Genomic DNA, 3,520 nt, shown 5'->3' with positions numbered 1-3,520 from the left:
GTCCCTTTCTTTAATATCGGCAGATTTGGTATTTTTCTTAAATATTTCTTTTCTTTTTGTTTTTTTAACAATAATCCATTTTATCTTATTGTTTATATAGATTTGTAAAAAGTTGGGGAAGTTCTGGTAGCACAAATAGGATTTTACCTTTTTATGCAGTTTTTAGCTCCCTATCAAGATATTCCTTTATCCAGCTTCTTATCAAGGTTGATACATCAATTCCTTTTCTCTGAGCAAGCTTCTTTAAGTTACTAATTGTTGTATCATCAAGTCTCATTTGAAAATTTCTTTTAAGCTGGGGCCTTTCAAATAAGATTTCATTTGTTTCCTTAAGCTCATCAAGGTAATCTACGATACTGTGGGTTTCCCAGAATTTTCTTTCTTCTTGTATGTCCTTAAATTTTGGTATTTTTTTCATCTTTATTTTCCTCCCCTTTGGTAATATTTTCTTTCTTTTTCATCCATATCCCTTACGGTTATCACCTTAACCCTCCCTTTCATTTTAAAGGCACAAACAATAGTCAAATATCTTCCAGCTAATATTCTGGATAATACAATATATCTTTTCTCCTTGCTTTTTAATATAAGGGGCTTACCTTCAAAAATCGCCTCCTCAACCTCTCTGGGAGAAATATTATGTTTTACAATATGATAGATAGAGCCTTCATCCCAGAGTATCTGGCTTATTTTCATATAATTACATTGTAAGTAAAAAAGAAAAAGTTTGTCAAGGGCAATAAAATAATTTGCATCCTTTTTAATTCCATTAAAGATAGCAAGGGAGGTATTGAATGTTGGATTTTCTAAACAGCAAACCTAAAGATTACATCGAGCTATAAACACCTAGCAAAACCTGTTGGGCTTGGGCGAGATATTACCTTTTGATTGATTGACGTTTGTGGGAAGCCATATTTTCAGCATGGCCTAAAAGTCCAATTTCGCGAATTTGTTGAATACAGGCTGCCCTGTCAGAGTTAAAGATTAAACCGAAGATTTTGGAAATAAGATTATTAAACTTCTTGCAATCATTGGGATTTGTGAATTCCTTACATTCAGCACAGGATGAGTATTTTTTCTCAATACAGCACAGTCTAATTTTACACCATTGTGCTTTCTGATTATCGTGGCAACCTGGGCATTTATCTTTAAGATACGCACCGCAGGCACCACAATAAAGGCCACAATATGCTACCAAATTTTGATCTGTCACAACTTTCTTCATCATCTATACCCCCAATATTTTTAATAATAAAATACCACTTTTTTCCAACCAAATGTCAATAGAAAATTTTGCTATGTTGTTGCAACAACTTTCCTTTAAACATATAATGAAAATATGCTAATATCATGGAATATAACAAAGGAATGCAATCTTTCTTGTAAGCATTGCTATAGGGATGCTGGAGAAAAAGCTCCTGATGAGCTTTCCTTTGATGAAGGCTGTAGGCTTCTTTCAGAGATAAAAGAGGCTGGCTTTAAAATGGTTATCCTCTCTGGTGGTGAGCCTATTTTAAGGAAGGATGTCTATAGTCTTATTGAATATGGAGTAAGGCTTGGTCTTAGAATGACAATGGGAACAAATGGAACATTGCTTACAAAACTTATTGTTTCAAGGCTAAAAGATTCCGGGCTTGCAAGGGTAGGAATAAGCCTTGATTCTACATCCGAAAAGCTACATAATGAATTTAGGGGAAAATCCTTTGCGTATAAAAGAACAATGGATGGAATAAAAAATTGCAAGGATATTGGTCTTCCTTTTCAAATCCATACAACAATAATGGATTTTAATTATAGAGAAATAGAAGAGCTCATAGATTTTTCAAAATCCCTTGGTGCATTAGCAATTCATATATTTTTCCTTGTAAAAACAGGAAGGGCAGGGGAGATAAATGAGGATATAGCAAGGTATAAAGATATTTTAAGAAAAATATTGGAAAAGCAAAAGACAATAGAGATAGAGGTTAAGCCTGTCTGCGCCCCCCAATTTATGCTTTATAACCCTTCAAAATATACCAGAGGATGCCTTGCAGGAATAAGCTATTGCTGTATCCTTCCAGGTGGCGATGTCCATCCCTGTCCATATCTTCCAATTAAGGCAGGAAATGTAAGGGAAATGTCATTTGGTAAGCTCTGGAGGAATTCTTCTGTTTTTAAAGAATTAAGGCTTATGGAATATAAAGGTAGGTGTGGAATATGCTCCCATAAAAAATCCTGCGGAGGATGCAGGGCAAGGGCATATTCCTATAGTCTTGACTATATGGATGTAGATCCATTTTGTATGAAAGAAGCCAATGTTTAAGAAGTTTAGAAGTTCTAAAGTTTAGAACTGTTATAAATCTTATTTCCTATTGGAATAAATGCCTTATATAATGCCTCTATGTCATTTATATATGGAAGTATTCCCAAAACCCTTATTTTTGTCAAATCCCTTATTATCTTTGGATTATTCTTTAAAATCTCTTCCTTCTCCCTTTTTGGGTTATTAAATATAATTCCCAAAATTTTCATATTTCTATTTTTCAATGCCTCAATTGTAAGGAGGCTATGATTTATTGTTCCAAGCCTATTTTTTGAAACAATCAAAACAGGCAGAGAAACCTCATTTACAATATCTATAATTAAAGTTTTTCTTGAAATTGGAACGAGAAGACCACCTGTTCCCTCAACAAGGACGAAATCATATCTTTCCTTTAAAAATAAAAATTTTTCCTTTATAACATCTGGTTTTATTGCTTTATTAAAAATCCTTGAACATAAATGGGGAGAGCAGGGGAATGTAAAGATATATGGAGAAAGATAGTCAATTGGAAGATTTGGTTTTTTCTTCATCAGTCTAAAATGTGTTTTTATATCACATCCTCCAGCATCTACCCATTTTTGCGTTACAATATTTAAACCAAATTCTAAAAAATACCTTCCTAAAAGCCCTGTTATCAATGTTTTTCCAACGCCTGTATCCGTTCCTCCTATAAATATTCCGCAAGTATTTAACTTCCTCATAGACAAATTGTAACTATCAAAGTAGATTTCTTTCAAGTAATTGGTACGTGTTTAGCTAATATTTAAAGAAAGCAATGAAATAAAGGTTTAATAAGAAACATTAATGAAATCCGAAATCCGAAATCCGAAATCTTAAAACAAATTCAAATGACTAAAATTGAAAATTCAAAACAATATAATTTAAAAGAACGAACGCTTATGTTTGCAAAACAGGTGAGAGGGTTTGTGAAAAAATACAATACCCAAAACTATAATATAGAGGATGGAAAACAAGTAATACGTTCCTCTGGAATGAGGAAATCGCAGTAAAAATGTTTAGATTTTGAATTTAGATATTGTTTCGTGCTTCGTGCTTCGGATTTCGTGCTTAATTCAGATATTGTTTCGTGCTTCGGATTTTTAAAATTTATGTACGTGTTTAGCTTTGCTAAACAATTTAAAATTTACAATTAAACAAAGCGATTTCTGGCTCTTTAGCATAAAGGAAGCTCAACACATATTAGGGAAGCTCAACACATAC

General features: G+C 32.9%; 6 protein-coding genes. 2 read left to right on the top strand and 4 right to left on the bottom strand.

All coding sequences use genetic code 11. The annotated features are described in order from the left end of the window. Window positions 1-151: 151 nt before the first annotated feature. From AB1630_11305 to AB1630_11295, 3 genes are all read right to left on the bottom strand, one after another. The gene (locus tag AB1630_11305; GenBank protein MEW6104380.1) at window positions 152-418 is read right to left on the bottom strand and encodes a CopG family antitoxin; all 267 of its coding nucleotides are present in this window, start codon (window positions 416-418) and stop codon (window positions 152-154) included. A gap of 2 nt (window positions 419-420) precedes the next feature. Then, window positions 421-693, bottom strand: coding sequence for a BrnT family toxin (locus AB1630_11300; protein ID MEW6104379.1), 273 nt, complete (start codon window positions 691-693; stop codon window positions 421-423). 181 nt (window positions 694-874) lie between these two features. Beyond that, on the bottom strand, window positions 875-1,225 hold the full coding sequence (locus AB1630_11295) for a DUF3795 domain-containing protein (protein ID MEW6104378.1): 351 nt from the start codon (window positions 1,223-1,225) through the stop codon (window positions 875-877). Window positions 1,226-1,336: 111 nt separating this feature from the next. On the opposite strand from AB1630_11295, the gene AB1630_11290 reads away from it, so the two are divergent. Continuing rightward, complete coding sequence (locus AB1630_11290) at window positions 1,337-2,299, top strand: radical SAM protein (GenBank protein ID MEW6104377.1); 963 nt, start codon at window positions 1,337-1,339, stop codon at window positions 2,297-2,299. Between the two features lie 14 nt (window positions 2,300-2,313). Here AB1630_11290 and bioD read toward each other — a convergent pair whose 3' ends face one another. Beyond that, window positions 2,314-3,000: a dethiobiotin synthase gene (bioD, locus tag AB1630_11285; protein ID MEW6104376.1), complete on the bottom strand. Its 687-nt coding sequence runs from the start codon at window positions 2,998-3,000 to the stop codon at window positions 2,314-2,316. Window positions 3,001-3,147: 147 nt separating this feature from the next. Here bioD and AB1630_11280 point away from each other — a divergent pair, with 147 nt between their 5' ends. Continuing rightward, window positions 3,148-3,309 carry a hypothetical protein gene (locus AB1630_11280; protein ID MEW6104375.1) on the top strand — a complete coding sequence of 54 codons (162 nt, stop codon included), beginning with the start codon at window positions 3,148-3,150 and terminating at the stop codon, window positions 3,307-3,309. The last annotated feature ends 211 nt before the right edge of the window (window positions 3,310-3,520 follow it).

This window comes from bacterium (assembly GCA_040753555.1).
In the GTDB taxonomy this organism is placed as follows: Bacteria; UBA9089; UBA9088; order UBA9088; family UBA9088; genus JBFLYE01.
Note: the sequence above shows the minus strand (reverse complement) of the source record. Positions and strands in the feature narration are given on the sequence as shown.

What these genes read in the sequence shown, in the direction of transcription:
- AB1630_11295 (MEW6104378.1), bottom strand. Translation starts at nt 1,225, where the DNA reads ATGATGAAGAAAGTTGTGACAGATCAAAATTTGGTAGCATATTGTGGC.
- AB1630_11305 (MEW6104380.1), bottom strand. Translation starts at nt 418, where the DNA reads ATGAAAAAAATACCAAAATTTAAGGACATACAAGAAGAAAGAAAATTC.
- AB1630_11290 (MEW6104377.1), top strand. Translation starts at nt 1,337, where the DNA reads ATGCTAATATCATGGAATATAACAAAGGAATGCAATCTTTCTTGTAAG.
- AB1630_11300 (MEW6104379.1), bottom strand. Translation starts at nt 693, where the DNA reads ATGAAAATAAGCCAGATACTCTGGGATGAAGGCTCTATCTATCATATT.
- AB1630_11280 (MEW6104375.1), top strand. Translation starts at nt 3,148, where the DNA reads ATGACTAAAATTGAAAATTCAAAACAATATAATTTAAAAGAACGAACG.
- bioD (MEW6104376.1), bottom strand. Translation starts at nt 3,000, where the DNA reads ATGAGGAAGTTAAATACTTGCGGAATATTTATAGGAGGAACGGATACA.